The organism is Streptomyces sp. NPDC059169 (assembly GCF_042755225.1).
Classification (GTDB): Bacteria; Actinomycetota; Actinomycetes; order Streptomycetales; family Streptomycetaceae; genus Streptomyces.
In genome coordinates, this window is record NZ_JBHZCF010000001.1 from 280,227 (window position 1) to 306,285 (window position 26,059).

General features: G+C 69.0%; 30 protein-coding genes. 12 read left to right on the forward strand and 18 right to left on the reverse strand.

The window, feature by feature from the left end; all coding sequences use genetic code 11:
• Positions 1-38 precede the first annotated feature (38 nt).
• The 10 genes from ACFXOM_RS01205 to ACFXOM_RS01250 form a co-directional block, all read right to left on the reverse strand.
• Entirely contained in the window at positions 39-419 is a 381-nt protein-coding gene (locus tag ACFXOM_RS01205; protein WP_385036706.1) for a Rieske 2Fe-2S domain-containing protein, read from the reverse strand.
• Positions 407-1,825, reverse strand: coding sequence for an iron-containing redox enzyme family protein (locus ACFXOM_RS01210; RefSeq protein WP_384932673.1), 1,419 nt, complete (start codon positions 1,823-1,825; stop codon positions 407-409). The genes ACFXOM_RS01205 and ACFXOM_RS01210 overlap by 13 nt, the downstream gene beginning before the upstream one ends.
• A gap of 67 nt (positions 1,826-1,892) precedes the next feature.
• Entirely contained in the window at positions 1,893-2,978 is a 1,086-nt protein-coding gene (locus tag ACFXOM_RS01215) for a 50S ribosomal protein L11 methyltransferase (RefSeq protein ID WP_384932677.1), read from the reverse strand.
• 473 nt (positions 2,979-3,451) lie between these two features.
• Positions 3,452-4,231, reverse strand: a complete 780-nt coding sequence (locus ACFXOM_RS01220) for a 2OG-Fe(II) oxygenase (RefSeq protein ID WP_384932679.1) — start codon at positions 4,229-4,231, stop codon at positions 3,452-3,454.
• Positions 4,232-4,305: 74 nt separating this feature from the next.
• On the reverse strand, positions 4,306-4,863 hold the full coding sequence (locus ACFXOM_RS01225) for a methylated-DNA--[protein]-cysteine S-methyltransferase (protein ID WP_384932682.1): 558 nt from the start codon (positions 4,861-4,863) through the stop codon (positions 4,306-4,308).
• Positions 4,864-4,939: 76 nt separating this feature from the next.
• A complete protein-coding gene (locus tag ACFXOM_RS01230; protein WP_385036708.1) occupies positions 4,940-5,743 on the reverse strand; it encodes an MGMT family protein in 804 nt (267 codons plus the stop codon).
• Complete coding sequence (locus tag ACFXOM_RS01235) at positions 5,740-6,339, reverse strand: RNA polymerase sigma factor (RefSeq protein ID WP_384932688.1); 600 nt, start codon at positions 6,337-6,339, stop codon at positions 5,740-5,742. The genes ACFXOM_RS01230 and ACFXOM_RS01235 overlap by 4 nt, the downstream gene beginning before the upstream one ends.
• A gap of 419 nt (positions 6,340-6,758) precedes the next feature.
• Entirely contained in the window at positions 6,759-6,905 is a 147-nt protein-coding gene (locus ACFXOM_RS01240; RefSeq protein ID WP_384932691.1) for a hypothetical protein, read from the reverse strand.
• Between the two features lie 354 nt (positions 6,906-7,259).
• A complete protein-coding gene (locus tag ACFXOM_RS01245) occupies positions 7,260-7,673 on the reverse strand; it encodes a DNA-binding protein (protein ID WP_384932694.1) in 414 nt (137 codons plus the stop codon).
• The gene (locus ACFXOM_RS01250; RefSeq protein ID WP_384932697.1) at positions 7,655-7,939 is read right to left on the reverse strand and encodes a hypothetical protein; all 285 of its coding nucleotides are present in this window, start codon (positions 7,937-7,939) and stop codon (positions 7,655-7,657) included. Before ACFXOM_RS01250 ends, ACFXOM_RS01245 begins: the two co-directional genes overlap by 19 nt.
• Before the next feature lie 449 nt (positions 7,940-8,388).
• Here ACFXOM_RS01250 and ACFXOM_RS01255 point away from each other — a divergent pair, with 449 nt between their 5' ends.
• Positions 8,389-8,970: a Uma2 family endonuclease gene (locus tag ACFXOM_RS01255; protein WP_384932699.1), complete on the forward strand. Its 582-nt coding sequence runs from the start codon at positions 8,389-8,391 to the stop codon at positions 8,968-8,970.
• A gap of 263 nt (positions 8,971-9,233) precedes the next feature.
• Here ACFXOM_RS01255 and ACFXOM_RS01260 read toward each other — a convergent pair whose 3' ends face one another.
• Positions 9,234-11,414, reverse strand: a complete 2,181-nt coding sequence (locus ACFXOM_RS01260) for a DEAD/DEAH box helicase (protein ID WP_385036710.1) — start codon at positions 11,412-11,414, stop codon at positions 9,234-9,236.
• Positions 11,415-11,560: 146 nt separating this feature from the next.
• On the opposite strand from ACFXOM_RS01260, the gene ACFXOM_RS01265 reads away from it, so the two are divergent.
• The 4 genes from ACFXOM_RS01265 (at position 11,561) to ACFXOM_RS01280 (ending at position 13,695) form a co-directional block, all read left to right on the forward strand.
• Complete coding sequence (locus ACFXOM_RS01265; protein WP_018845686.1) at positions 11,561-11,812, forward strand: hypothetical protein; 252 nt, start codon at positions 11,561-11,563, stop codon at positions 11,810-11,812.
• On the forward strand, positions 11,812-12,204 hold the full coding sequence (locus ACFXOM_RS01270) for a type II toxin-antitoxin system VapC family toxin (protein WP_384932705.1): 393 nt from the start codon (positions 11,812-11,814) through the stop codon (positions 12,202-12,204). The genes ACFXOM_RS01265 and ACFXOM_RS01270 overlap by 1 nt, the downstream gene beginning before the upstream one ends.
• A gap of 303 nt (positions 12,205-12,507) precedes the next feature.
• On the forward strand, positions 12,508-13,014 hold the full coding sequence (locus tag ACFXOM_RS01275) for a hypothetical protein (RefSeq protein ID WP_384932708.1): 507 nt from the start codon (positions 12,508-12,510) through the stop codon (positions 13,012-13,014).
• Positions 13,015-13,086: 72 nt separating this feature from the next.
• A complete protein-coding gene (locus ACFXOM_RS01280) occupies positions 13,087-13,695 on the forward strand; it encodes a phosphoribosyltransferase (protein WP_384932711.1) in 609 nt (202 codons plus the stop codon).
• Here ACFXOM_RS01280 and ACFXOM_RS01285 read toward each other — a convergent pair.
• Positions 13,676-14,026 carry a hypothetical protein gene (locus tag ACFXOM_RS01285; RefSeq protein WP_384932714.1) on the reverse strand — a complete coding sequence of 117 codons (351 nt, stop codon included), beginning with the start codon at positions 14,024-14,026 and terminating at the stop codon, positions 13,676-13,678. The genes ACFXOM_RS01280 and ACFXOM_RS01285 overlap by 20 nt on opposite strands.
• A gap of 153 nt (positions 14,027-14,179) precedes the next feature.
• Here ACFXOM_RS01285 and ACFXOM_RS01290 point away from each other — a divergent pair, with 153 nt between their 5' ends.
• Entirely contained in the window at positions 14,180-15,244 is a 1,065-nt protein-coding gene (locus ACFXOM_RS01290; RefSeq protein WP_384932716.1) for a serine/threonine-protein kinase, read from the forward strand.
• A gap of 132 nt (positions 15,245-15,376) precedes the next feature.
• On the opposite strand, the gene ACFXOM_RS01295 is transcribed toward ACFXOM_RS01290, so the two are convergent.
• From ACFXOM_RS01295 to ACFXOM_RS01305, 3 genes are read right to left on the reverse strand one after another with little or no spacing between them, the layout of a single operon-like run.
• On the reverse strand, positions 15,377-15,838 hold the full coding sequence (locus ACFXOM_RS01295; RefSeq protein ID WP_384932718.1) for a hypothetical protein: 462 nt from the start codon (positions 15,836-15,838) through the stop codon (positions 15,377-15,379).
• Positions 15,835-16,371, reverse strand: coding sequence for an NUDIX domain-containing protein (locus ACFXOM_RS01300; protein WP_181802336.1), 537 nt, complete (start codon positions 16,369-16,371; stop codon positions 15,835-15,837). Before ACFXOM_RS01300 ends, ACFXOM_RS01295 begins: the two co-directional genes overlap by 4 nt.
• A gap of 1 nt (position 16,372) precedes the next feature.
• Positions 16,373-17,728 carry a tetratricopeptide repeat protein gene (locus tag ACFXOM_RS01305; protein WP_384932721.1) on the reverse strand — a complete coding sequence of 452 codons (1,356 nt, stop codon included), beginning with the start codon at positions 17,726-17,728 and terminating at the stop codon, positions 16,373-16,375.
• Between the two features lie 224 nt (positions 17,729-17,952).
• On the opposite strand from ACFXOM_RS01305, the gene ACFXOM_RS01310 reads away from it, so the two are divergent.
• From ACFXOM_RS01310 to ACFXOM_RS01325, 4 genes are all read left to right on the forward strand, one after another.
• A complete protein-coding gene (locus ACFXOM_RS01310) occupies positions 17,953-18,702 on the forward strand; it encodes a hypothetical protein (protein ID WP_384932724.1) in 750 nt (249 codons plus the stop codon).
• Positions 18,703-18,779: 77 nt separating this feature from the next.
• On the forward strand, positions 18,780-19,691 hold the full coding sequence (locus tag ACFXOM_RS01315; protein ID WP_384932726.1) for a phosphotransferase family protein: 912 nt from the start codon (positions 18,780-18,782) through the stop codon (positions 19,689-19,691).
• 1 nt (position 19,692) lies between these two features.
• On the forward strand, positions 19,693-20,385 hold the full coding sequence (locus tag ACFXOM_RS01320; RefSeq protein ID WP_384932729.1) for a class I SAM-dependent methyltransferase: 693 nt from the start codon (positions 19,693-19,695) through the stop codon (positions 20,383-20,385).
• A 35-nt stretch (positions 20,386-20,420) separates the two neighbouring features.
• On the forward strand, positions 20,421-20,966 hold the full coding sequence (locus tag ACFXOM_RS01325) for an HAD domain-containing protein (protein WP_384932731.1): 546 nt from the start codon (positions 20,421-20,423) through the stop codon (positions 20,964-20,966).
• Between the two features lie 624 nt (positions 20,967-21,590).
• Here ACFXOM_RS01325 and ACFXOM_RS01330 read toward each other — a convergent pair.
• A complete protein-coding gene (locus ACFXOM_RS01330) occupies positions 21,591-22,130 on the reverse strand; it encodes a hypothetical protein (protein ID WP_384932734.1) in 540 nt (179 codons plus the stop codon).
• A 290-nt stretch (positions 22,131-22,420) separates the two neighbouring features.
• Here ACFXOM_RS01330 and ACFXOM_RS01335 point away from each other — a divergent pair, with 290 nt between their 5' ends.
• Both ACFXOM_RS01335 and ACFXOM_RS01340 read left to right on the forward strand, forming a co-directional pair.
• Entirely contained in the window at positions 22,421-23,086 is a 666-nt protein-coding gene (locus tag ACFXOM_RS01335; protein ID WP_384932737.1) for a hypothetical protein, read from the forward strand.
• A gap of 84 nt (positions 23,087-23,170) precedes the next feature.
• Positions 23,171-23,704, forward strand: coding sequence for an SMI1/KNR4 family protein (locus tag ACFXOM_RS01340; RefSeq protein WP_384932738.1), 534 nt, complete (start codon positions 23,171-23,173; stop codon positions 23,702-23,704).
• 49 nt (positions 23,705-23,753) lie between these two features.
• Here ACFXOM_RS01340 and ACFXOM_RS01345 read toward each other — a convergent pair whose 3' ends face one another.
• Complete coding sequence (locus tag ACFXOM_RS01345) at positions 23,754-25,451, reverse strand: relaxase/mobilization nuclease domain-containing protein (RefSeq protein WP_384932742.1); 1,698 nt, start codon at positions 25,449-25,451, stop codon at positions 23,754-23,756.
• Positions 25,441-26,016, reverse strand: coding sequence for a hypothetical protein (locus tag ACFXOM_RS01350; protein ID WP_384933152.1), 576 nt, complete (start codon positions 26,014-26,016; stop codon positions 25,441-25,443). The genes ACFXOM_RS01345 and ACFXOM_RS01350 overlap by 11 nt, the downstream gene beginning before the upstream one ends.
• Between the last annotated feature and the right edge of the window lie 43 nt (positions 26,017-26,059).

Below are 26,059 nucleotides of genomic sequence, written 5' to 3' on the forward strand. Positions count from 1 at the left end.
ACACCGGCCGGCCCCGGGGCGTTGCAGCCGTCGGCGGGTCAGGGGGCCGCCGTGCGCGGGCCCGTCAGGGCGGGGGCCAACGGCCGGTGCTCCAGGTCCACGCCGCCGCAGGTCGTCGGCGTCGCGGCCCAGCCGCGGGCGGGCGGGCGGTCCGGGAAGACCGCGGTGATCCGGCCGCCCACGCGCACGGCCGGGATCTCGCCGCGCATCCGTGCCACGGAGGTCTTGCGCTCGTGCCACGGACACACGAGCCGGACGCCGTCCTCGGCCACGTCGGCCAGGTGCAGGGGCCCTCCGCGGTGCGGGCACATGGCCCGCATCACGAAGCCCCGGCCGCCGACCGTCGCGTAGACGTACGGCGTCCCGGCGACGACCACGCAGTTGTCCCGCCCTGCGGCGGAGAAGGTCACGACAGGCACGCGCGGTAGTCCCCCACCGAGTGGATCTCGTAGACGCACTCGTCCGACTCGATGTTCGCGCCGTGCAGGCGGTTCCGCTTGATCACGACGCCCTCGCCCGCCCGCAGCGTCAGGGACGAGCCGAGACCGCTCTCGAAGCGCATCACCCCGGAGACGATGTGGCACAGTTCGTCGCCGTCGTGGCAGTGGGTGTTGGACAACTCGCCCCGCGGTTCGACGAGATGAGCCACGGGCGCCTCGACCTTGCCCTGCTTCAGCCCCTCGAACACCGGGTCGTGCAGCTTCTTCAGCTCGGGCTGGGCATCCATCCACGCGATCTGCTCGGAGAAGTCGGCGTCGGCCACCTCCAGGAGCACCCGGTACTCCTCGATGCCCCGCACGATCTCCTGGATGACGCCCTCGCCGTGGGCCTCCACCAGTGGCTTGATGATCTTCTCGCGAGCCATCCGGCCGTGGTGCTGGTCGATGTGGACGTGCTCGGTGAAGTAGGTGGTGTCCACCGTGTCGCCGAAGGTGTCGCGCAACAGCCGGTCGGCACGGCGGCAGAAGTCGACCAGGGAGCTCTCGGTGTAGTAGAGGGCCCCGACGTAGCGGAAGAACAACTCGTGGTTCTTGCCCAGGTAGTGGAAGTAGTTGTTCAGCAGCAGGCTGCTGTTGAGGTAGTACTGCCAGTACCGGTGGAGGTCGGACTCCAGGCCGACCGACTCCAGGGTCCGCTCGAACAGGGTGCTGTGCTTGGTCTCGTGGACGCCGTAGCCGTACTCGTCGATGACGACCTTGAACCACTCGGACTGGGCCGGGCCGTAGTACCCCAACACGTTGCGCATCATCGGCGACGCTTCGGACAGGAAGTCCGGCGCGAACTGGACCAGCCACATGCGGGCCGCGCGCTGCGGGTCCGCGGAACCCAGGATGGCCTTCTCCGTCGGCGTCTGCTCCTCGCCGCCGGCGGTGGCGAGGGAGTCCAGGTACGCGTCGAGGCTCTCGGCGGTCCACTTGCCGGACGTCTCCACCTCGTCGTCGAGGAAGCCGAAGGCACAGCGCTCCAGCGCGGGCCGGATCCGCTCGCCGAGCGCCCGGTTGCCCGGGCTGTAGAACGCCCGGAAGTCCTCCTCGCTGCCTTCCAGTCCGGCCTTCGGGAAGAACACGAGGTCGGCTTCGTAGATCGTGGTCAACAGGCGCTGCACGGCCAGGCTGGTGTAGTCGAGTATGTTCTCCCGGCCCGGGATCCTGTCGTAGTCGAGGTGGGGCAGCACCTGCGGCCTGAGCTGCCGGCGGTACGGGTTGTCGTGGTTCTCCCAGTCCAGGTTGTCGTGGTAGATCGGGTTGGTGGCGTACTGCACGACCGCGTCGCGCAGTTCCTTGCCGCTGAGTTCGAACGGGACGTGCGGTGGGACGTGACTCATCGCTTGCTCCCTGCTTCTCGTCGGGTGTCCGGTCGCCGGTGCGCTGCCGGCACCGGGCGGAGCCGTGTCAGAGGCCCGCGCGGAAGGTGAAGTCGCTCCAGCAGAGCCGGAGGGCGACCGTCTCGCCCGCCTTCGTCGGCACGGGCTTCTCCAGCGGAATCCAGCCCTGCATCCAGTGCGAGCCCGGGTTGTCCGGCGGGTTGGACAGCGTGATGCCGTTCCCCATGTCGAGCTCGAACCAGACCACGAGGGCCTGTGCCTCCCCGTCGGCCGTGGCGGGAAGGGCGAGGGCGCGTTCTCCGGGCTCCAGGGAGTCGCGCACCAGGTCGAACTCCAGTACCGGCGCGGCCTCGGACAGGAATCGGTGCGGCCAGGTGTTGAGCCGGACCGGGAAGTGGCCGCGGGTCGCGAGCGCGTTCATGAGCGAGACGTCGAATCCGCCGGCCGTGGTGACCTGGTTCAGCTTCAGCACCGCGTCGCTGCTGACCAGCCTGCCGTACAGGCGGGCCGCCGACGGCAGTACGACCCCTCCCGGCACGAGCAGATGCTCGCGTGCGTGGCGCACCGTGGGCAGCAGGCCTTCACCGATCAGGGCGCAGTCGACGATCTCCGACACCAGGACGTCAACCGGTCCGCCGAGGTCCCGCACCGGGTCCAGCTCGGTGGACGGCCTGCCGATCACGGTGACGACGTCGGAGAGGCCGTGCGCGTCCACGACGTTCCGGGCGACCTCGGCCAGGAGCGGGTTCATCTCACAGGTGAACACCCGGCTCGCACCGGCCCGGGCAGCGGCCATCGCGAGCAGTCCGCTGCCGGAGCCGATGTCCAGTACGGTCGCGCCCTCCGGGATGCCCCGCTGAAGCGCGGTGACGAGGGCGTCGTTGCGCTCTGTGTCATTGAGCATGGCGAAGTGCCAGCGTGGAACGTTCCTGCGGGCGAGTTGGGCGAAGTCGTCCAGGGACAGGCTGTCCGGTGGAGCGCTCAGGAATGCGGACGCCTGCTCGGCGACCGCGCTCATCTCCTGCGCGAACGACTGCAGCAGAGCCGCACCGAGACGGTACGGCGAGCCGTTCGCCAGCACGGTCGCCGGGTCCGGCCCGGCCCCTGGCCCTGGCTCTGCAGGCGTGGCCCGCGCCTCTTGTACGTGCCGCATGTGTGCCACTGCTCCTTACGCTGTCTCGCCGGATTGACAGTGGTACGAGGCAGGTCATCACGCCGTCCCGCCCTCGCAGAGCGACCGTACGGGACCCTGTTTGTTGCGTTTCTCCAGCGGCTCTCCAGCCGCAGCGGCAGTTCCACGGCCGAGGAGACGGCTCTGACCAGGGCCGTTGTCGAGGCTGCCGGTCCACTGGAGCGAGGCGGCAGATCGAGGCCCGCGCAACGGTCGTCCGCGGGTTCGCCGCGTCGCGGGGCGCTCCGCCCGCATGCGCACCGGGACGTACGACGGCCGGCACGACGATCCCGCCGAGCGCGGCGGGGCAGCACGGCGGGGCGGGGCGGGGCACGCGCACCGCGCGGTTGCCGCGTCACCCCGCCGGGCGGCAGGCGCCGGGGCCCCTCCCCCGGGACGATCCCCGGTCCCCGTACCGCCACCGGTCCCCGACCGGCGGCCCGGGGCTCCCTCGTTCAGCGGGCGTCGTGGAAGATCACCCCGAGCACGTGGCGCCGCCCGCTGTGCACGGCGCTCACTCCGTGGCGCAGCATCACCCGGCTCCAGCCGCGCGCGGAGCGCACCGGGCGGTGGTGGACCGCGAAGACCAGCCCCTGCCCCTGCGTCGGACGGCGGACGAGCGGCCGGGACTGGGCGCGCGGACGCTGCTCCACGAACACGCTTTCGCCGCCGGTGAAGTCCTCGTCCGGCCGGTCCAGCAGCACGGCCACCTGGAGCGGGAACGTGAGCTCGCCGTACACGTCCTGGTGCAGGCAGTTGTAGCCACCCCGCTCGTAGCGCAGCAGCAGGGGGGTCGGCCGGTGCTGCCCCGCGGCGGCGCACGCCGCGACGAGGTCCTCGTGGCGATCGGGGAACCCCGGCTCCCCGAGCCGAGCGGCCCAGGTGTTGGCGATGCGCGCCAGGGGCGCGTACAGCTGGCGGCGCAGGGCCAGGACCGGTTCAGGCAACGGATGCGCGAAGTAGCGGTACGAGCCCTCGCCGAACCGGTGCCTCGACATCGTCACGGTGCTGCGGAAGAGCCCCGGTACGTCGAACGCCTCCCGCAGCCCGGCGCACTGCTCCGGGGACAACAGCGGCGGGGTGAGCGCGACGCCCTCCGCGTCCAACTCGGCCGCCAGGGAAGTCCAGTCGAGGTCCCTCAGCGCGGGAAGCGACCCACCGGTATCGGGGGCGGGCCAGTCGGTGGGCCCCGGCTCTGCGAGCCCGGGGAGGTGCGGGGTGTCGTAGGCGTTCACGCGCTCAGCTCTTCTCCGTAGCGGAAGGAAAGGAGGTGGGCGCCGGTTACGGGGGATTTTCCGGCGCCCACCGGTCAAGGGGCCGTCGGGCCGTTCTCCGCCTCCAGCCCGAGCAGGAAGCGCTTGGCGGCGAGGCCACCCGCGTATCCGTTCAGGCTGCCCCCCGAACCGACGATCCGGTGGCACGGCAGCACGACGCAGACGGGGTTGGCGCCGAGGGCCGTACCGACCGCCCGGGCGGCCCGCGGCCGGTCCAGCTCGCCGGCCAGCTCCGCGTAGGTCGCGGTGCGCCCGTACGGCACGAACGCGTCCAGCGCCATGACGGTGCGCCGGCAGAACGGGGTGGCGAGCCGTAGGTCGACCGGCACCGTGACGTCACGCCGCGCGCCGGTCAGATAGGCGTCCAGCTGGGTGCGCGTCGCCTCCAGAACCTTCTGCGCGCCGGCATCGGCACGCTCTTCCTCGACGGCGTGGAGCCCGCCCCGGGTGATGCGGGCGGTGGCGTCCTCGCCCGTGCCGAAGCAGCACAGCACGAGCGCATCGGCCGTGGCCGCGAGTACGAGCGGCCCCAGCGGCGTGGGGTGGACCGCGACCGCCGCCGCGGTGTCGCCGGGGTTCTCACTGGTTGGCAAGACGCAACTCCGTGTTCGTCGTGGCCTTCGGGGGGCCTGGCCTGCGGGTGGCGTGGCCTGCGGGTTCCGGTGACCGTCATGCGCTGACAGGCCGGCAGCTCTTGCAGGCGCGGTACCCGGCTCGCCCCGCTTCGCGGGCGGTACGGAACGGCACCTGGTGGGGCGGGGTTATCCGGCGGGCGTGTGCACACGTGGGGTGGCAGTAGATCCGGGTGGTGTCGCTGCCGAGCAACACCACTCCCGCCCGGTACAGCTCCGCAGCCCGCTGGAGGTCGATGCCCTCGGCGGCGCGCAGGGCGTCACCCACCTCGGGGAGGTGGCCGGCGTCGCAGGGTGACCCGTTGTCGTACGTCACGCGGTGGCAGGGGACCAGCACCGCGGCCGGGTTCCGGGCCAGGGCGCCGGCCACGGCCTCCGGTGCCGCGGCAGCCTCCCTGGCGATCCAGCCGACCGGCCGCAGCTGGCCGAACGGAACGGTGCGCACCGCCTGCAGCACCGCCCGGTCCACCGGGGAGAGCGGTGACAGGTCGATGGGCAACCGCCGTGCCCGGCCGGTCCGCAGCGCAGTGGCGACCCCCGGGAACGGCCTGACGGACCGTACGGCCGAGCGGCGGGTCCGGGAGCGGTGCAGCGCCTCGAAGGCCGCCGCGGTCAGCCCACCCGTGTCCAGCGCGGCGCCGGTCACCGCCTCCGGGCTCGCCGCCACGAAGAGGCCGCCGACAGCGGCGTCGAGTCGGACATAGGTGTCATAGGCATCCCGTGGGACACCGACGCGGCGCAGCACGCGCACGGCGAAATCCGCCGGTGGTTCCGCGACGAGCCCGGCCAGGCCGGACCGGGCCGCGCCGACAAGGGGTGCCCCGTGGTCACTCGTCGTCATGTCGTCACCTCCTCCAGCACGGCTGTCTCCGGTTCCAGCAGTCGGCGCAAACCCTTCAGACCCCGGGACACCTGTGCCTTGACCGTACCGACCGCGCACTGCTGCACCTCGGCCACTTCCGTGTAGCTCAGCCCCAGCACGTGCCGGAGCACCACGGGCGTTCGGTGGTGCTCCGGCAGCTCCAGCAACGCATTGACCAGTCGCCGCCGGTCGTCGGCGAGGGCTGCCGATTCCTCGGGTCCCGGCCCCTGGTCGGCCCAGGCGTCGGAGGCCTCCTCCACGGGCACCCCCGCCAGCACGGGCCGCCGCGAGCAGGTCCGCAGGTGGTTGCGCCACACGTTGGCGGCGATGGTGAGCAGCCAGGCACGTGGTTTGAGCGTGCGACGACGCTCGGGGCCGTAGTCCTGTAACGCCGTGTAGGCGCGCAGGAAGGCGTCCTGCCCGAGGTCGTCCGCATCGGCGGCCGAGCCGGAGACCCGGAGCAGAAACGTGTACACGGCCCTGCCGTGGACCCTGACCAACTCGGTGAAGCCGCCGTCGAGGTCCGCCGCCAGGAGCTCGGTCAGCTGCTGCTCGTGCTCGGCCTTCTCATCCATCACCGAATGAAACACCGCTGCGGGGCGAAGCGTTGCACCCCACCGGACCGGAGCTTCGGCGCCGGTGCCGGTGCCGGTGTTGAAGGGGAAGGGAAGGGGAACGCGCACAACAATGCTCCCACCGAAATCGGCCCGGATGACGCCCACCCGCGTCTCGGCACCTCGCCACCAGCACCACTCCCGGCTTCGCCCGAGCCCCAGCATCACCGCCACACGTCCCAGCTGCTCCCGGAAGCCCGTCGGCGCCCGTCCATCCGTCACCCAGTTCCTCGAACAGGTCGAGCGCCACTTGCCCCTCGTCGTGCGCGAGGTAGTCCCAGACATCGGAAGCGGCTATGTCGTTGCCGGTGGCAACGCCTTCGGGCACCAGCAGCGAGGCGGCTTCAAGTATCCGAACGACGTCCATGCGCGATGGTGAATCAGGAGCACGACACCTCCTCGACGGCCGCGATCGCTCGTGTCCTGCGCCTGAGCATCGCGTAGAGCCGCCCGAAGTTGGGCGATTTCCGGGCCGCTTCCTTCAGCTGGTCCGGGACTTGCTCACGGCGCCGCGCCTGCCCGCTCATACGCTGCCGCTCCTCGACCAGGCCGCATCCAGCTCCCACCTGTGACAAGACCTCTCGGCCAATGCCTAACCGAGCGCTCCGCTGTGGCAAATGAACGGATCACGACAACGTCGACGGAACACGGGCCCCGTCACCTATGCAGAGTCCGATCACCGACGCACTGTCGCGAGTATCCGCACGAACGGCCGCAGGCAGGGCCCTCCTCTCACCGGAGGCCACCCATCTGCGAGATCGCCGAAGAACTCGTCGTCATCACCTACCAGAATGGCCTGGTACGGCTTGAATAACAGTGCGCCAGACGTCTGGGGCAAGAGCCGCCCAACAACCCCCCTGGACCACTCCCGACCGCAGAAATCAGACCGCCACGAGCCGGACCCGATCGCCGCAGAGCTTGACCATGTCGTCGATATCGGAGGTCAACATGACCACAGGTCGGTGCTGTCGCAGCGCGGCCTCGGCGACCGCCGCATCGATCGCGTACTTATGCCCGTGCAAACCAGCATCCATCAGCAACTTCGAAGCCGCCCTCGCCTCCTCGTCGCCCACCGGCACCACGCGCAGCCCGGAGAGCACCCAGTTCAGACGGGACTCGTTCGTACGAGCGTGAACGGCCTCGATGATGGTGAGCGCACTGATCGCGACCTCCATACCGCGCGAGCGCGCCTCGGCGACCAGAGCCACCACCTGCTCGTCATCGGCGAGCATCTTCGAGAGACCTTCGCTGTCGAGGACCAGCGTCCCCTCGTGACTCAGCTTGCGGCGGGCCACTCGCCCTCCTCGGCGAACACCTCGTCGAAGACCTGCCGCGCCCGCTGACGAGCCTGTTCGGAGACCGGCCCCTTGCGGCTCTCGTAGTCCGCCAAATACTCATCGAGGACCTGCCCTCGCAGCTCACGCTCGACCGCCTCAGCGATGAACGCGGAGAACTCCCGCTTGCCGACCCTCGCCCGGATCGCCTCCGCGGTCCCCTCCGGCAGCGACAAGCTCACCCGTGTCGCTGGCCCTTCCCCGATGCTGTACGCCGTCTCACCCATAACCCGAGTGTGTCAAACAAGTAGGAAAAGTGCTACGCGCGGACCTGCGTGGAGCCTCAGAGTGGTGAAGAAGGGGTACACATGGAGCCTCTCCCGCTCGCTCCCACACCGGGCAGTGCAACATCCGAAACCCAGCATGCGCGCCCTACGCCCATCCCAGGCGCCATCCCAGCACGGGAGAAAACCAAGGGCCCGGCTCCGAAGGGCCAGACCCTTTCTGACCTGTACTTTTACCAGATCAGGGACATGGTGATAGGCCAGCCGCTACACGTTGAAGCGGAACGTCCACCACAACGCTCTCACCTCGGAAACGCGCTTCTGTTCGATCCAAGTCAGCACAGAACCAGCACGGGGGATTCACGGACAGGGGATGCGGACAAGGACGATTGGGAGGGTGATCCGTCGGTGATCTCATGGCCCTGACCTATCCGAATCGCTACGGTGATGCCATGACCGCACTGCCCGACTGGATGCGCCCGCCGCGCGCGGAGGGCTGGTTCGCGGAGGACCTGGACCGCCTCCCCGAGGCGCCCCGCCACACCGAGCTGATCGACGGAGCCCTCGTCTTCATGATGTCGCCCCAGCGGTGGTGGCACGGCCACCTCGTCACGATGCTCACCGTCGCCCTCATGGAGCAAACGCCCGCCGATGTCAGGGTCGGCCGCGAGATGACCATAAGGCTCGACCAGCGCAACCGACCTGAACCGGATCTGCTGGTGACGACGGCCGACTACGACGGCGATCGCACCTGGTTCACACCGGACGAGGTACGACTTGTCATCGAGGTTGTGTCCCCCGAATCCGCCCACCGGGACCGCACGGTAAAGCTTCGCAAGTACGCAGAGGCCGGCATCCCGCACTACTGGTGCATCGAGGACGAGGGCGGCCTCCCCGTCGTCCACGTCTATGAACTCGACGAACCGACTGGCATCTACGCGCCTGCTGGCATCTTCCGGGGCACCCTGAAGCGCCCTGTACCTTTCGAGATCAGCCTGGATCTCGACAAGCTCACCCCGCCGCGGGGCAACTAGAAGTCAGCACCAAGGCAGCACGGGAACACAGAAGGGGCCGGGCTCGCCCGAGCTCAACCCCTTCTGAAGTGTCTGCTTGACGAACTACCTAGCGCACAGTAACGAACTCATCACACATTGAAGCGGAATGTCTGAACGCTGATCCTGACCTGCGGCGGAGCCTCGCACACGCCCCTGACCTGGTATTTCGTCGTTGGCACGCGTTGGCTCCCGACAGCCGTTTACGGGTGTCCTGCGGACTGGCTGCGGACCGGAGGACACCCTCACTCGGACGACGGGGGCCTCTCGTCCGTCATACCCAGACGTGCCTGTTCCTCCTCGACGATGCGACGTGCCAGCTCGGTGTCCGACACGTCGACCGCGTCCGGGGTGGCTTCGGCCACGGCGCTGCGGCGGGCATAGGCATCGAACAGGCGCGTCTTGGTCTCCAGCATCTTCACCATGCGTTCGTCCACGCCTCCGGTGGCGAGGATACGGTGCACGCGAACCGGCCTGACCTGGCCCATACGGTGGGCCCGGGCCACCGCCTGATGTTCGATGGTCGGCTTGATCTGGGGTTCGCAGATGACGACGACGGAGGCGGCCTGCATGTTGAGGCCGACACCCGCTGCCTGGATCTGCCCTAGGAGCACAGCCGGGCCCTGGACACCGGCGAAGTCGTCGACGATCTCCTGGCGACGCTGGGCCGGGACGCCGCCGGTCAACGGACCGAACACCGGAGTGGCCCTGGCGGTTCCGGCCGCGAGGGCCTCCTTCACCACGCCCAGTACGTCCTTGAAGTTGGAGAAGACCACCGTCTTCTGCCCGTTCTCGCCGGCCTCCTGGAGTATCTCCCGGAGCCGGTCCAGCTTGGCCGACTTCTCAGGGCGCATGTACGCGGCCCTGCGCATGGCCATGAAGTTGCCCGCGCGCACGGCGTCGCGGTACGCCTCCTCGTCCGAAGCGCTCAGCTCCTCCCACTCGTCGGTCTGTTGAAGGCTCGGGAGTTCCGTCAGCACGTCCTCCTGGTTGCGCCGCAGGTAGACCGGGGCCACAGCCTTGCGGAAGGCGACCGATCCGGCCAACGCGTCCCGTTCACCGAGGGAGTCCGCGACGTCGCCATCGAGCATCTGGACCAAGTTGCGGAACTCCACGACCCGGTTCTCCATCGGGGTCCCGGTCATGAAGAGGCTGCGCTCACAACGCTCCGTCCACAGGGCGACCGACTGAGACCGCTTGGTCTTCGGGTTCTTCACGGAGTGCGCTTCGTCGACGACGAGGAGTCCGACCTCCCCGCCGCCCGGCGCCGGAAATCCGCGCAGTGCGTCGAACGTGGTCACCCCCACCCCGCCCCGCCCCTTCCAGTCGGCGAACGCGTAGTGCCGGTCAGGACCGTGGAGCACCATGACGCACAGGGCGCTGCGGTCCTCGATCTCCCGAGTCCAGTTCACGAGGACGCTCGCCGGGCAGACGACCATGAAGTGACTCTGTCCCTCGGCAGCCAGGTGGGCGAGGACGGCGATCGCCTGGATGGTCTTCCCGAGGCCCATCTCGTCGCCGAGTATCACCTTGCGCTGCGCAAGCGCGAACCGTGCGCCGAACGCCTGGTAACCGCGCAGGGAGACCCGCCGGTGCGTGTCGTCGAGGTGCTGGGTCCGTACCCGCTCCGCGATCTCGTCCGGCAGAAAGCCCTCCGCGGCAGCCGCGTCCGGCAACCGCCCGGAGATCTCGGCGAGCAGGCTGTAGTACTCCGCGGAGCGGAGTTCGAAGTCCACCCAGGCCGCGACGTCGGACGAGAGCCCCCGGAGCAGGTCCACGGACGCCTGGGCGAGCAGCTCGGGCAGACCGGCCCGCTCCGCCTCGTCCACCAGCGACCGGATCTCGGCGACTGCCGCCCACGCGCGAGCCTTCTTCTCCCGGCCGGCCAGAAGCATCCTGACCCTTCCGGCGGCGGGCCTCGCGTCGGCCAGCAACGGACCGAGCCGTTCCGCCAGGGCGGTGGCCTTGTCGACCGCACGCCGGGCGTCCGGGCCGGCCTCCACCAGGACGTGCAGGGCCAAGACGAGCGCGGTGGTGCGCTGCTCCGGCTGGTCCACGTCGATGTGGACGGCCACGGTCTCGTACACAGCCTCGGAGAGCCTGCGGGCGGCGGCGAGCATCTGGTCGACGGTGCGCTGCCCGACACCGGGAATCTGCCGCAACCGGTAGGGGCCCGCTTCGAGAACACTGCCCAGGGTGCGCAGTCCGCTCTTCTCGACGCTCCCCAGCCGCAGCCGCCCTTCGGTGACGTCCTGCAGCCGGGCGACGGGAATGGTGTCGAGCTCCCGCTTCACCGCCGCATCGTGGATCGGCTTCAGTGCCGCCCGTACGGCCTCCACTGCCCTTCCGTGGTCACCGACCACTGCCTGAGCCGCCTCATGCAGTCGCGCTCCCCTCGCGACCGTGTCCCGCTCGCCACGCCCCACGCTCCCCGCCCCTCTCTCACCCTCCTCGCATCCTCCCACCGCCCTCACCGGGCCTCGACAGGCGTTCGCGGCTCCCTGCGGGTGGACCGAAACTCGGGGCAGTCATTCACACCCCCAGACTTACGACTACCGGTAGGATCAGCACCATGAGCGGTAGCAGGAAGTATTCGATCAGCCTGCCCGAGGATCTCGCCGAGGCCGTACGCGCCCATGTCGGGCCCGGCGGTTTCTCCGCCTACGTCGCCGAGGCCCTCGAACAGAGGGTCGCCATGGACAAGCTGCGGGAGATCGTCGCCGACTTCGAGACCGACAACGAAGCTCTCACCCGCGAGGAGGTCGAGGCCGCCCGGGCGCTGCTGCGCCACGACCACCGGCAGGCCGGCGGGGCCGCCGCCTGATGCCCGCCACCCTCCTGCTCGACAGCGAAGGACTCTCGAAGCTCTACCGCAAGGACCGCACCGTCGTGGCCCTCGTCCAGGCGGCGTCGGAGGAGGGCGTACGCGTCGCCACCAGCGCCATGACCACGCTTGAGGCCGACTACGAGCGCATCCACCCGGCCCGCATCAAGTGGGTCCTCTCCCGCGTCGACGTTCACGACGTCACCAAGGAGATCACCGACCGGGCCGCCGTCCTCCTTCGCACCCATCACCTTCACGGTCACAAGTACGCCATCGATGCCGTTCTCGCCGCCATCGCCCGCAGCGCGCCCCAGCCGGTCACCGTCCTCACCTCCGACCCCGAGGACCTGACACTCCTGTGCGGCCCTTCCGTGGAGGTCGTCAAGGTCTGAGACCGCGTCGCCGCCATGCCGCCCGGCCAAACGCTGTCACCGCATCGCGGGATCGAGGGCTCACTGCGGACACACAGCTGTGCCCGACCCAGCAACAGGCGGGTCGAGCCCAGGCATTGACATAGCATCAGACGTTGAAGCGGAATACCTGAAGCCCGATCCTGACCTGCGGCGGAGCCCAGTCTAGGGCCCTGACCTGGGATTTCCCGGTTGGCATGCGTTGGCTCCCGACGGCCACTTACGGGTGTCCTGCGGACTGGCTGCGGACTGCGCGCCCCGCCGCTCACCCGGCACAATGCTCGGATGCTCGATTTCGACCTCGAGACCTACGCCCCCGAGTGGCTTCGCGGCCGTCCCGCGATCACCGCCGCCCATGGCGACCGCCTGCGCGCACTGGTTGGGAAGACGCTGACACGTGCCTGGCTGCTTTGGGACATCGCGGACGGCACATGGTTCGCCGACGGTCCCGTTCTGCTCGACTTCGACGGAGAGCAGGTCGAGATCCAGCATCAGAGGTTCGACGACATCTCAGTGGGCTGGAACTCCCTCGCCCCCTACGGGTCCGTCCGTTGGCCTGGGTTCGACCTGCGTTGGCACCACGATGCGGTGCCGGCCCTGACCTCGCTCCATGGCCAGGCGCTACAGGGGATCGAGCTCCTGGAATGGCGCGGCACCGATGCGGCGCAAGGGATGGTGGCTATCGGGTTCGTCTTCCCACACGGCCGGGTCACCGTCTTCAACGCGCTCGACGAGAACGGCCTGAGCTTCATGGCGCCCGAGCCCTTCTACGAGTGCCACCCCCTGGAGTAGCTAGCCTTGCATGTCCTCTGAATGCTGCGCCCACTCGCTTGATCGGCTATCGGCGGCACGCTCCCTGGAGACGTGACACGCCTCAGGACGGGTGATGGGTTGCCGTTCGGCTTGCCGCGCACAGCGGCCGAAGGCAGTGTCGTTGGTAACGGAATCAGCGTCGGTATTGGCACGCCGCCGTTGCCCATCAAGACTGCACATACCGAAGACCAGCGTTCCTATGGGGGTGTACCGATGAGCGACCTGCTGTACGCGGTGGACACGGCTCGCAACAACATCGAGCGCCTCACCGATCCAGGCGCACTACGCGACGCAACCGAGCAAGTGATCACTGTCGCGCGCCAGTGCGGCGCCCAAGCGGTCCTTGCCGCCAGCCCCGTTGCCGAGCGCCTGGTCGGCGCACTCCTGTCTTCGTGCAGCGACTTGGTCAGCTTGTCCTCGCAGACAGCCGCAGCCTCACAGAACGTACTGATCGTGGACGTCAACCTTGCCAGCGGCACTTCGGTGGCACAGGCTGCCCGCCACGCCCGCAGCCACGGAGCACGACGTATCCATGCAGTCGTCCTCCATCAACTGACCGCGGTTGCAGCCCAGGCCGAGGACTGCGGCGTAGATACGTTGGACGTCCTCGGAGAACGACCGCCGACCCGCTCGTCTTCTACTACAGATTCGGGTCTGTAGTAGATGCAGCGGGCAAAGCCGTGAGGGCCGCAGCAGCGGCCGCCGATCGCCTAGAGTCCAGCGCCTTACCACGTGCGAGCGCCTCCGCCTTGCTCAGGCCAAGCGCCTCGCCGACTTCCTTGCCGTTGCGGTACACAACCTGCTGGATCTTGTGATCACGGCACACGTACCCGAGAGCACCTTCGATCATGAGGCGATGGCGGGGTGCCGCCTTGCGGTTCCCGGCCGGGCTAACGTCCGCGACGCAGATCACTACGGCGTTGGGATTCAAGGCCGAGAGCTTGCTGCTGAGCATGCGCCCCAGGTCTTCAACCTGGTCGATGACCTCCAACGCCGCCGTTCGAAGCTCACAAGCCTCCTGAATCTGGGGCTCGCCCTGCGACCCCCCTAGGACAACGCAGGTAACTACAGGGCCTCGCCCTGCCGCTGGAAAGCCCACACTGATCCCGAGTACCTCCATGCACAGCACTATAGAGTGACGGGCATGTCGGGAACGGTCATCGCCCAGGTCGGCAACCGTCAGGTCGGGAACCGCATCAGTGATCGCTACAAGGTGTTGGAACGCCTTGGGGGCGGAGCTGGTGGCCAGGTCTATCGGGTCGAGGACGAGCATCTGCGCACAGAGGTGGCACTCAAGCTCTTCGAACCGCAGTCAGGTCAGCCAGCCACGTGGGACGAGGCCCAAGCGCTCAAGGAGCTGCAGAGCCAGTACCTCCTCCCCGTCTACAACGCTGACATCGCCAGCGGGACCGACATCCGCTACATCACGATGCCCGTCATGGACGGCGATCTTGAATCAGCTTCAGCACCGTTCGGCGTCGACATCGCTAAGGCGGTGCGCTGGGGTCAGCAACTCGGGCACGGACTTGAACGCGTCCACGCCGCCGGCCTACTGCATCGCGACGTCAAACCAGGCAATGCGTTCGTCGACACCGGCAACAATGTCCTGCTGGGAGATCTTGGTTTTGCCGCGCGGATGGATGCCGACGGCCATACCGCCGCGAACGGAACATACGCCACCGTAGCTCCGGAGGTACTGAGTACAGGCAAATGCTCAGTGGCCTCAGACGTCTACTCGCTGGCTGCCACCATGTTCTACCTCCTGTCGGGGCAGTACCCGAACGGGCCGAAACCCCTGGGACTAAACGCCCGCAGGGAGCGAATTCTCCACCGCCAGTTCGACAAACTGCGCGATGTCGCCCCGCATGTCTCCCAGGGCCTCGGCAGTGTTGTTGAACGAGGACTCTCCCTCGATCCAGTTGCTCGTCCCAACAGCGCGCAAGCTCTCGCAAACCAACTCGCTCAATGTTCACGCCCTCACAGGTCTTGGCGCCGCGTCACACCCCACGACGGTCACGACCAGTGCTTTGAAGGGGGCGCCACCAATACGGCGAAGGCAGTCTCGGTCTGCGCGGTGCAGGACGCACGCGGCCGCTACAGCGTCGAGGTGCGCCACGAGACAGGCCGGCGAGCACGCCAGCACGAGAAGAGCGGCGTCCAACGAGACAGCCTTCCTGCCACATTGCGCACTGTGCTTCGCAACGTCTAGCTTGCCGCTCGCCTGCTGGCTGTGGCCGCGCGCACGGCCCCGGACTACGTGCCTCGCGTACCGGACGACGATCACCTGCCGTACGAGCGTCTGTTTCCGAGCAGCCCCGCATAGCGAAGCCAGCGCTTGACGTCAGTACCGGGCGATGACCTGTCGCAGGTCCGTGCCCAAGAGGTCCTCCAACGCCTGGATGCTGGCTCGTGGTAGTGGCAGCTCGCATTCTGGGTCTGTGGTGACGAGGCTGTACCTGGCGAAACCCGCAGCCTCAACGTAGTCGAGGGCGTTCAAGTCCGTCTGGGCAGAGCAACAGGGCATCGTCACGGCAAGCGCGTCGAAATGGCCGTCCGGAAGGGTTGCCATGTCCATCGCGTCGCCCCACCAGTCTTCGATGTCGGAGCCGCATACGGGGCACCGGACACCACACCAGTTCTCCCCGGGATCAATGAAGGCTGTGCCGGGGATGTCCCAGACGTCGTAACCGCCCAACGCCTCAGGAACCAGTTGTCGTAGCCGGGCTTGCGCAGCCTCGCTCGCAGCCGGTGCAGGCGAAAAGTGCGGGTCCTTGGGTATGAGGTGAAGCAGCGTGATGCTCACGCTGCCGACCAGCCGTCCAGCGAGACCTCCGAGCCGTCATTCAGGTAGTGGTGGAGGGCACTGGCGGTGGTGTCAACGAAGGCTTCAGGGATGGCGTCGGTGTCGACCCAGCGGACCTGGGCGTGCTTGCGCGGTTCGCGGTTCTCGGGCTCGCCGGTCCAGTCGTGGGCGGCGAAGACGACCGTGAGGAAGCCGTTGGGGGCCTCGACGCCCCAGGCACCGTGGATGATGTGGGCGACCTTGAGGGACTCGGGCTTCACCGTGAGGCCGGTCTCCTCGTAGAGCTCGCGGACCGCCGTCTCCGTGATCGGTTCGCCCGGTTCGCTTTTGCCGACGGGGAGGTCCCACATTCCCTGGGCGAACTTGGCGTTCTCGCTGCGCTGGAGGAGGACGACGCGGTTGGTGGCCTTGTCATGGACGATGACCGCGGCGACCAGCAGGGTCATCGATTCGAGCGCCGGCTTGAGGGCCTTCGGCTGGTCGTCGGTCTGCTGGGTCACGGTGTTCCCTTCGTCGGGCGGGTTGTTGGGCATGTTAGGCGAGGGCCTCGCGGGCGCGGCGTGCGAGATCGACAGCACCGGGAACGCGGCGGCGCTGGTAGACCGCGAGAGTGGAGCGGATTGAGGTGATCGCCTTGCGGGTGCGGTCGGAGGTCATGCCCTCCATCAGGACCAGGGCTTGGGTCCAGGCGGCGACGGCTTCGTCGGCGCGGGCCTGGGCGGCGAGGCTGTCGCCGAGGTCGGCGTGGGTGAGGGCGTGGACGCGCTTGTACTTGTCGGGGTCCCAGCGGGTGAGGGCGTCGCGGTGCTGCTGCTCGGTGCCGATGTGGTCGGCCAGGTCGGTCAGGGTGCGGGCGGTGTGGCTGGCCACGGTGCCGGCAGCGGGGCCGCTGACGCGGGAGTAGGTGGGTTGGGGGCCATCGTCTCGTAGGAGGGCGTCCTCGGCTGCGAGCAGAGCGCGTGCGGCCGACGCGTTCTCGTCGGTGGCGGCGTAGGCGCGGGCGTGGGTGATGTGGAGGAGCGCTTCTGTCTGGCCGTCGACGTGGCCGAGACCTGTGCGGAGGGCGCCTTCTACGAGGTCGACGCAGTGGTGTGGCTGCTTGAGGCTCAGGGCCTGGTGGGCGAGGGCGCGCATCATCCAGGCGGCGTGGCCGTGGGGGTCGGCTTCGCAGGCGAGTTTGTAGCCGACCTGGTAGTAGCGCTGGGCGGCGCCTTCCTGGCCGAGGTCATGGTGCTTCCAGCCAGCGAGGTAGGCGAGTTCGGCGACGGCGCCGAAGGCGGCCCGGCGTAAGGCTTCGCTGGGGAAGCGTCCGCGCAGCATGGGGGCGGCTGTGTCGGCGAGGTACGCGGTGACGGTGGTCAGTCCATGCCCGCCGCCGAGGCGCTCGTCGGCGGCGCTGAAGGCCGCGGTGATGTGGCGCACGACGTCCACGTCCTCCGCGCCGACCAGGGACGTGCCGGTGCGGGCGCGGAGCATGCGGGTGGTGGCTTCGTGGTCGTAGCCGAGCGGCATGGCGACGCCGGCGGTGGTGAAGGCCGCGATGGCGAGGAAGCGGCGGCGCTCGACGTCGGCACGGCCAAGGTCGGTGACCGCGAGGACAGGGTCGGATTCCGCCGGCTCTTCGGCATCACCTGTCTGGAGGCCGATCTCGGTCTGGGTGACCGTGCGCCCTGCTCTGCGGGACAGCGCTTCGGCCAGGTACTGACCTACCCGGCCGGACGGGGCACGGGTGCCGTTAACCCAGTGCGAGATAGCCGACTTGTTGGTCTGGAGGATCTCGCCGTTCTCGGCCGCGATGCGCCGCACGTCTCTGGCGAGGACCTCGTAGGTGCAGTCGACCGCCGCGATGACGTCGCGCAGAAGGGAGTTGGGATCTCTCTGCGCCGCCACGATCGCCTCCACTCCGGGGCTGTAAACCGCGTATACCGCTTCAACTGCCTTCCACCGTACCCACTGAGCGTGACCACCGGTTCACTTATCAGCAGCCGCCCGGAACGGCGCGACCGTGATCCAGGCTCCCCCTTGGGTCCGGGCGGCACCCCGAAGTTCCGTACGCCCACACCAGGCTCGGGCATTCCTGTGCCCGAACCCGGCCTATCAGAGACGGAGACACGGTGACCACCATCGACACCACGGCCATCACGGTCGAGCTGCCCGAGGCGTTCGACCCGCGCTGGAGCCGCCTGCCCGGCATCCAGGTCGACGGCCGACGCATCACCATCGACCCGGTCGAGTACTTCTTCCGCTTCGAGTCGAACACCTGGCTCGTCGCCGACTGGGAGCTGGTCAAGTCCCTGCTCCTGGACGTGGACGAGACGGCCGAGAGCGCGGTCGAGCAGCTCGCGCTCGACTTCATCAAGCAGCACAGCGAGGCGACCTCCGACGCGGCTCGCGTCCTGGCCACCGCGTACGAGGTGTACGCGTACCTCTTCCGCGAGGAGCACCTGGCCAGCCTCGGCCTGCCGCAGATCACCGCCGACCACCTGCGGATGCTCCGCGAGGCGGCCACGCTCATGGCGCTCAACAAGGTCGAGCTGGACGGGCACATCTCCAACGTCGGCCCGTGCTGGTTCTTCCCCGCCGCCACGTCCGTCGTCTTCGACCTGGACGACGAGATGGGCGGGATGCTCGACGAGGTCTACCACGGCGGCTGGTTCAACGAGCACCGCCGGATCGATTCCATCAAGGCCCACGCCGCCCTCGGCGGCCGGCTCGTGCACGGCTGCCAGTCCGTGCCGGACCAGTCCGGCGGCGTCGTCGCGCCCTACGGTGCCTCGATGGCGAACTTCCGCGACGACCTCGCCGCGTTCAAGGCGGGCTGGATCGAGCAGGTCTACGCCCACCGCGTGAACCCCGCCCCGTAACCCACCCGATCAGGCTCCGGGGCGGGCTGGCATCCCTCGCCCGCCCCGGACGCCACCACCCTCCCCGGAGCCCTCCCGTGACCGCGAACCCCAGCGCCGAACTCCTCGACAACCTGCTCACCGCGACCGGCCAGACCACCGCCGTACGGGAGGAGGTACGCGTGTGGTCCATGTCCGGCGTCGAGCGCGTCACCTTCCCCGACGGCACCACGGCGATCTTCAAGTACGCCAAGAAGCCCTTCGACAGCGAGGACCAGGCCCTCCGCCTGGCCCACACCCTCGGCGTACCCGTCCCCCAGGTCCACGCCTCCGCCGTCCTGGATGGCTGGCTCGGCATGCTCATGGAGGACCTCGGACCGTCCGTACGCGAGGCCGACGACCTGGACGGCGTCGCCGCGGCCGTGATCCTGCACGGCACCCGTACGGCTCCGCCCTTGCCCGTCCTCGGCCAGGAGCGCCTGCGCGCACTTCCGGCCCGGGCGCTGGAACATCTCGAACAGCTGCGCAAGGCCGACCGGTGGCAGGACGCCGACGACGTCGAGGACGCACTCGACCGGATCGCCAAGGCCGCCGAAGCCCGCTCGGCCGGAGCAACGCTGGAACCATTCGGCTGGGTGCACTCCGAGTTCCACCCCACCAGCCTCCACATCGGCGAGCGCGGCTGGCGGCTCCTCGACTTCGCCCGCGCCTTCACCGGCCCCGGCCTGCTCGACCTCGCCAGCTGGCACGGCACCATCGAGCCCCCGCACCCCGTGCGCCTGCGCGTCTTCCTGGAGCAGTACGTCACCGCTGGCGGCACTCCCGACGCCCTCGCCCCACGCGGCGGGCTCACCGCCGAGACCTGGGCCCTGGGCTGGCACCGCATGTGGGCCGTCGAGTGGTTCATGGAGCAGGCCGTCCGCTGGATCAACGACCCGGCCACCGACCCCGCCTACCTCAAGGCCGTCCGCCGCCACCTCACCGACGTCCTCCGCCTCCTGGAGATCTGACGTGCTCGCCCAGGCATCCCCCTGGCACGCCCATGCCCTCCAGAGCACCAACGCTGGGCTTGCCGAACCGCTTGCCGTACCCGCACGGATGGAGTGGACCACGAGACCCGGCCAAGGACCCGGCGCCGACGTCCTCGGGCCTGACCTGCACGGCAAGCGGCTCCTGGAACTCGGCTGCGGCCCCGGCCACAACGCGGCCCACCTCGCCACCCGCCACGGCGCCCGCGTCACCGGTGTCGACCTGGTCGGCCTCCAGGTCCGCCGCGCCCGCTCCCACTACGGACGGCTGAACAACCTCACCTTCGTCGCCGGCCACGCCCTGCACTACCTGCACGCCACCGACGAGCAGTTCGACGCGATCTACTCCGTCTTCGGAGCCATCGGCCTCGTCGCCCCCGAGCTCCTCCTCCCGGCCATCGCCCAACGCCTCACGCCCGGACGAGTGCTGGCCTTCTCTGTCCCCCACCCGCAGCGCGGCGGCCGCAGCCCCTCCGGCGACGACCGACCCCGCCGCGACCACGTCACCCTCCCCGACCGAACCCGGCTCCCCATCGCCCGATGGGAGTTCGACACCGACCGTTGGGAGAGGCACCTCAGCCGGGCGGGCTTCTGGCTCACTTCGGCCCAGGAGTTCAACGACCCCCGCATGGGCCACTGGCCCACCACCCTGCTGATCCGCGCCCGCAAGCTCTGACCAGCCATTCGCCCCGGCTTCCCCCGGAGGAACTGATGCGCCCGCCCTACCTGCTCCTCGACATCGACGGCGTCCTCATACCCTTCCCCAACGCGGACGGCTCGACCCCGGCCACCCACGCCCGCCACGACGTCGTCCCCACCGGCCGGAGCGCCGACAACCCGGTCACCGTCTGGCTCGACCCTGCCCACGGCCCCATGCTCATGGACGTGATCCGCACCGGCCTGGTCACCCCGGTCTGGTGCACCAGCTGGCGGCAGGACGCCCCCACCCTCATCGGCCCGCTCCTCGGCCTTCCAACCCTGTCGTACGTCGATCTCCCGCATCCGCAGATCACCACCAGCCACCCCAACGGCTACCTGTGGAAGCGTGACCACGTTGACGCCTGGCTGGGCGACGCCCCCGCCGTCTGGATCGACGACGACTTCACCGGCCTCGACCATGAATGGGCGGCGGAGCGCACTGCCAAGGGAGCGCCAACTCTTCTCGTTCAGCCCGACCCAAATCATGGGCTGCAGCCCGGGCACCTGACCGAGCTCACGACGTGGGTCTCGCAGTTACCCACAGCCCGCGCCGCCTGACGACTGGTACGGGGGACACTGGCCTCGGACATGCCGCATGGCCTGCGAGGAGAGTTCATGACGCACAGGGGTCGACCTCGAGTTCATCTGCTCACAGGGGGCCCGGCCTGGGAAGAGCGGCGATCTGCGGCACAGCCGACGCCGCGGAAGAAGTTGCCGAAGAAACAGCGGACCGTCCTCAAGCAGTTGGATGCGAGCCTCCTCGGCCTGAAGGTTGCCCTGAGGCACCGGCAGCTCGGCTTGGCTCGCCAGCTGAGAAGCGCAGCTTGGGACCAGGTTGACCTTCTGCCTGCACACCTGACGCATGAGCAGCGCCGGGAGCTCTTCCAGGCAAAGCTCGCGATACACGAGCTCGCCCGGCATGTGGATGGTCAGCGCCGCTCCTGACAGGACCGTGCGGCAGCGCCCCGCCCGAGGAGTCAGGGGCGGGGCGTAGAGGGGCCGGAGCGCCATGCCAGAGTGCCCCGGCGTATCTGCTCCCGTGATCAGCTATCGAAGCCGACGGCGACTTCGTGGGCCATTGCCTCGTCGGGTCCGGCCTTCATCGTGTCGACGAGCCGTTCGGGCTCCCTGCAGCGTCCGCCCAGAGGGGAGCGATTGACAGGTCCGCCGGCGTGGTGACGCCTACCCGAGGACGGCGGCAGCGGCCTTGTAGTCGGCGGCCTGGGTCGGGGTGAGGTAGTGGCTGACGCGGATGAGTACGGTGCCGCTGACAAAGTCGTACTCGGCGAGCATGGGCATGCCCTTGGTGACGTTCTGGATGTAGTCGGCGCGGGCCTGGGAGTCGGCTGCGGTTGTGAAGACCTCGATCGCTCCTCCGAGCCCGACGCTGCCGGGCTCCGCGCCGGCGACGTCGTCGACCTTGATGCGGGAGTCCGTGAACGTGACCTTGCTGGTGTACTGGTTAGGGCGGCCGAGGAGGTGGTTCGGGTCGTCGTCCTCGGTAACAACACCCGAGAGCTTGGCGGACGCGACCTTGCCGGAAAGGGCCTTGAAGGCGTCGCTGGCGGTGAGCTCCTTCGCCGCCGGCTTGGTCGGGACGCCAGCGGTTGCAGTGGTGGTGTTCTTTGGCTGGTCGTTCTTCTGATCGCTCCCCGACCCGCATGCCGTCGTGGCCGCGAAGGCGATGACGAGGGCGGCAGCGGACAGGGCTGGCTTACGCATGACGGCTCCGAAGTGTGGCGGGTTTGGCTGTGTTGATCAGGTCACAGAACTATTGCACTGCGATGTTGTAGTGCGTGCGGATACCGGAAGACCGGCTGGTGTCAGTGCCCGGCCGGGTAGGTGGCGGTGGGCGACCGCCGAGGAGCGCGGGGTTTGTCCGCTGGCGTCTACCGGCAGCTTCGGACATTCAGACGTGCGGAATAGGGCCGTGGACCTGGGGAGAGCCGCTTCTGGGTACGGAGGCTGGCCCGGGCATGCTCTCCCCACAGCTACTGGGTAGCGTCCCTCGCGTGAATCTTCACCTCATCAACAATGTGCCCGACGGCCTGACCCGACGAGCGCGATCCTTTGTCTCCGCGCATGGCGTCAAGGTCGACGTTCGCCCCGTCGAGGGGCACAGGCAGTGGTGGCTTGAGCGGGACATCCCAGCAGCGGTGATCGATCGCATGGCGGCCTACCAAGAGCGATGGGGCGGTCTGCTCTTGCCACCCGCACCGCGGTACGACGGAGGCCCCAAGTACCTCGATCCGAACTCGCCCGAAGCAGACTCCGCAGGGTGGTGGTTCGAAGCCGGGATGCAGCGGACCGCAGTCCCCTACTCATTCATGATCAGTCCGTCTGGTGAGTTCGGTATCCAGGGAGATGAATGGGCGCCCCTCCACGCGACCATCGAGGGCTGGGTGGAGTCGCTTGCCTTGGCTCACCACGCATCCATGTGGGCAAGGCAGGTCACCAAGCTTGTCGGCGATGACGTCGATGGCATCGACCTGAGCGGATATGCGTCGGTGCGCGAGGTGATGGGCCTGGCGGACACCTGGTGGAGAGGGCCCGACTCGCTGGTAGCCCTCTATAGCGGGGAGGCCACGGCGTTCGACTTCCCCAGGGGCCGCATCGCAGTGATCTACTCCGGCCTTGACGATTGGGGACTGCGAGGAGGCGTGGACGACGATGGCTGACCTTGTCGTTCAGCCTCGTTTCGGCCGAGGCGATCCTGGAGCAGGCGGTGCTGCCAAGCCCAAGCCGATCGCTACTCTCTTCGCATGATCGCGAACGGAGATCGCCAGTTCCCCGCCGCGCTTGCCGCTGCCATGGCGGTCCGGCTCGAGTGCATTGGCAAGGACGGTGTCGACTTCGAACCGTACAAGTCCTTCCTGAGTGCCGATGAGACCACCGAGTGGTTCCGCGCATGGACAGGCAACGGCGAACTGAACGGCGACGACTTCCGTGTATTCGGCCAGGACGGCACCGGCGGGAACGCAGCGTTCTGGCTGGTTCGTCCAGGTCGGGAACTGGTCGAGCAGCCGGTTGTCTTTCTGGGCTCCGAAGGAGAGACCGGCGTTGTCGCTCGCGACCTGGGCGCCTTCCTGTGGCTGCTGGCTGACGGCTTCGGCCCGTGGGAAGCAGGCACCTCGTATGAGCCCGAGCCGGATTGGGTTCCCCGGGTCAATCGCGACCTGGCGGCTATCGCGGAGCAATTCGCTCCGGACCGCCGTGCGTCGGCAGCGGCGATCATCGCGCAGGCCGCACAGGAGTTTCCTGACTTCGACGACACCATCATGGAGCTCTGCCGTTGAGCCGGACCCGATGCCCCGCCACGAGGCGTGGCGGGGCATCTGACCAGGGTCAGCGTTGTCGACTGCGCTCTTCGGGCCTCATGGCCACTGGTGTGGCCGGAGGGTGTGGCGTGGCGGACATGGCCGAGGTGCCGCTGGTGGTGCTTCGCATCCAAGCCGCTTGCGTCCGCCGGTTCGGCTGAGCGGTGATTCGCCAGTTGAGGACCTCGGCGGGGTGCTCGGCGCTGTCGAGCTCTCGTTGTGTGCCTACCTCGGCCAGGAGGCGTCGGGGGTTGTGGCCGGCGGTCTCGGCGTGGGCGAGGGTGGTGGTCAGGGCAGTCCAAGTGGGGTCGGCGAGGATCCGGTCGGCGTGGGCGGGGAGGGCCGCGCGAACGTCATGCTCGTAGCGGCGGGCGGTCGCTGCTCGTGGTGCGCGGCGGGCCAAGTCCGCCAGGACGGGTGTGGCGGCCTGTTGGTAGCCTGCCTGGAGGTGGCGGAAGGCTTCTTCGGCCGCGACGGCCTGCTGCTCGTGGCCGCGCTGTTCGTGCCACTTGGCGGCGGCGCGGGCCAGGTGCACGGTGGCGAAGAGCAGGGCGATGGCGAGCCCGCCCGGCTCGTTGGAGGCGTAGGCGAGTTCCTTGGCGGCCTTGCGCAGGGCGGTGGCGGCCTGGTGGTCGGCGCGGGTGGCGGAGCGGCGGGCGCGGTTGAACGCCACTGCCGCCGCTCGTAGTTCCGCCCGGTGTGGGCCGGTCGTGGCGCTGGCGATGCTACATAGGGCGTCGCCGAAGGCGGCCAGGTGGCCCTGGGCGGCGGCATCGTCACCGGAGTCGAGGACGGTGCGTGGCGCGTGTATGACGGTGGTGGTGTGCCGCCATGGGTCGGTGCGGTCCGCCACGTACCGGGGGCGGTCGGCCATCTCCTGGTCGGGGAGGCGTTCGCGTAGGCGGTTGATGGAGAGGTCGGGGGCGAGTTTCGAGCCGCCGTACCAGACGGCTTCGCCGGCCGCGTTGGTGTCGCCGGGGGCGGCGAGGCTGTAGCCGATCACGTCACCTGTCTCAGGTCCGAGGCGCGTTTTGACCTTGATGCCGAGGGACTGCAGCACAGTGAAGTAGTCGGCTTCGGTTCGTACGGCGGCGGCGACCGCGTACGCCTGCTCGCGCAGCCAGTGCCGTGCCGTGATCGTCTGGCCTTGGCGCTCGGCCTTGGCGCGTTCGGCGCCGGTGGGGGTGCGGGGTGCGGTGAGGTCGCCGGACTTCAGGCGGCGCAGGCCGAACTCGGCTTCGATCTTGCGGCATTCGGCTTGGGCCCGCTGTCCATCGCGGTGGGTACGCGGGCGGCGCCCGTCGGCGCGGACAGTGGTGGCCATGAGGTGGATGTGGTCGTCGGCGTGGCGCACGGCGATCCACCGGCATGCCTTCTCGTTGCCTTCGGGGGCGATGCCTGTGGCGTGGACGATGCGGCGGGCGACTTCGGCCCACTCGGTGTCGGTGAGGTAGCGGTCGCCGGGTGCGGTGCGGACGGGGCAGTGCCAGACGTGCTGCGCGGGCTTCTTGCCGTCGAGCTCGCGGGTGCGCAGGTCGACGTGGTGGTCGAGGCGCTTGGCGAGCTGGGTGTAGGTGGCTGTCGGGTTGCGGCCGGGGTCGGGGGCGCCGGCCATGTCCCAGGCGGCGACGATGTGTGGGTCGGTGTGTTCGTCGCGTCGGCCGGGGCCGAAGAGGTAGGCGATCAGCCCGCGGGTGTCGGAACCGGTGGAGATGTCAGGAACCATGCGCGGAGCCCTCCGCCAGGAGCTGGTCGATCAGTCGGTAGCTGTTCTCGGCCGCCTGCTCAACGCGGTCCAGCACCGCCTCGGCACGCTCGGGCACTGTTCCTCGGTGGATAGCTGCGGTGATCTGGTTGAGGTTGCTGCCGATGCGGTTGAGCGCGACCGTGTGTGCCTCGACGGCCTCGATCAGCGGGCGGAGAGGATCGTCCTCCGGGCTGCCGACCAGCCCCGCCTTGCCGAGGGCGACGGCGAGCGCGGCGTCGCCGACGAATCCGGCGAACTTCTGACCGCGCTGGTGGGCGGCGGCGCTGATCACGCGGACCGCGGTCCGCGTGAAGCGGATGGTCTTCTCCTGGTCGCGCTTCTCCACGGTGCGCTTGCGGTTCATCAGTGCGGGCAGGACGGGGGCGTCGGGATCCCGCCAGGAGGGCTGCTCGGCGAGCGATTGAACATCGGCCGGCGGCTGAGTGCGAGGGGCGACGGAGTCGGCTGCGGGCTGACAGCTGGTCTCGGCTATACCCTCCTCCGACTCGGGCGCCCCCTGGCGCTCGACCTTCTCCTCCGCCACCCCTGGGGCGGGGGCAAGCGCGGACGAAGCCTCGTTAGAGGCT

Excerpts from the sequence above, each read along its gene's own strand:
- ACFXOM_RS01210 (WP_384932673.1), bottom strand. The coding sequence starts at position 1,825 with ATGAGTCACGTCCCACCGCACGTCCCGTTCGAACTCAGCGGCAAGGAA.
- ACFXOM_RS01215 (WP_384932677.1), bottom strand. The coding sequence starts at position 2,978 with ATGCGGCACGTACAAGAGGCGCGGGCCACGCCTGCAGAGCCAGGGCCA.
- ACFXOM_RS01230 (WP_385036708.1), bottom strand. The coding sequence starts at position 5,743 with ATGACGACGAGTGACCACGGGGCACCCCTTGTCGGCGCGGCCCGGTCC.
- ACFXOM_RS01235 (WP_384932688.1), bottom strand. The coding sequence starts at position 6,339 with ATGGATGAGAAGGCCGAGCACGAGCAGCAGCTGACCGAGCTCCTGGCG.
- ACFXOM_RS01240 (WP_384932691.1), bottom strand. The coding sequence starts at position 6,905 with ATGAGCGGGCAGGCGCGGCGCCGTGAGCAAGTCCCGGACCAGCTGAAG.
- ACFXOM_RS01250 (WP_384932697.1), bottom strand. The coding sequence starts at position 7,939 with ATGGGTGAGACGGCGTACAGCATCGGGGAAGGGCCAGCGACACGGGTG.
- ACFXOM_RS01255 (WP_384932699.1), top strand. The coding sequence starts at position 8,389 with ATGACCGCACTGCCCGACTGGATGCGCCCGCCGCGCGCGGAGGGCTGG.
- ACFXOM_RS01265 (WP_018845686.1), top strand. The coding sequence starts at position 11,561 with ATGAGCGGTAGCAGGAAGTATTCGATCAGCCTGCCCGAGGATCTCGCC.
- ACFXOM_RS01270 (WP_384932705.1), top strand. The coding sequence starts at position 11,812 with ATGCCCGCCACCCTCCTGCTCGACAGCGAAGGACTCTCGAAGCTCTAC.
- ACFXOM_RS01275 (WP_384932708.1), top strand. The coding sequence starts at position 12,508 with ATGCTCGATTTCGACCTCGAGACCTACGCCCCCGAGTGGCTTCGCGGC.
- ACFXOM_RS01290 (WP_384932716.1), top strand. The coding sequence starts at position 14,180 with ATGTCGGGAACGGTCATCGCCCAGGTCGGCAACCGTCAGGTCGGGAAC.
- ACFXOM_RS01300 (WP_181802336.1), bottom strand. The coding sequence starts at position 16,371 with ATGCCCAACAACCCGCCCGACGAAGGGAACACCGTGACCCAGCAGACC.
- ACFXOM_RS01325 (WP_384932731.1), top strand. The coding sequence starts at position 20,421 with ATGCGCCCGCCCTACCTGCTCCTCGACATCGACGGCGTCCTCATACCC.
- ACFXOM_RS01330 (WP_384932734.1), bottom strand. The coding sequence starts at position 22,130 with ATGCGTAAGCCAGCCCTGTCCGCTGCCGCCCTCGTCATCGCCTTCGCG.
- ACFXOM_RS01340 (WP_384932738.1), top strand. The coding sequence starts at position 23,171 with ATGATCGCGAACGGAGATCGCCAGTTCCCCGCCGCGCTTGCCGCTGCC.
- ACFXOM_RS01345 (WP_384932742.1), bottom strand. The coding sequence starts at position 25,451 with ATGGTTCCTGACATCTCCACCGGTTCCGACACCCGCGGGCTGATCGCC.